Below are 290 nucleotides of genomic sequence, written 5' to 3' on the forward strand. Positions count from 1 at the left end.
GCCCAGCGCCCCGGCATGGGCCGCGAGCTGTACGCCGCGCACGAGGTCTTCGCCCGGTCGTGGGACGCGACGGCCGCCCTGCTCGACCCGCTGCTGGAGCGCCCCCTCGACGCGGTCCTCGACGGGGACGACCTGCACCGGACCGGCTACACCCAGGCCGCGCTGTTCGCCCTCGAAGTCGCCCTGTTCCGCCTGCTGGAGTCCTGGCGGCTCGAACCGGACTACCTGCTGGGCCACTCGATCGGCGAACTGGCCGCGGCGCACGTCGCCGGGGTGTTCTCCCTGGCCGA

Annotated in this window: 1 protein-coding gene; it reads left to right on the top strand. The window is 74.5% G+C overall.

Going from position 1 to position 290, the window contains the following annotated elements; all coding sequences use genetic code 11:
* Positions 1-290 (top strand): acyltransferase domain-containing protein (locus G3I65_RS20465; protein ID WP_160697531.1); only part of this gene is annotated, 290 nt, incomplete at both ends.

The organism is Amycolatopsis sp. SID8362 (assembly GCF_010550475.1).
Taxonomy (GTDB): domain Bacteria; phylum Actinomycetota; class Actinomycetes; order Mycobacteriales; family Pseudonocardiaceae; genus Amycolatopsis; species Amycolatopsis eburnea.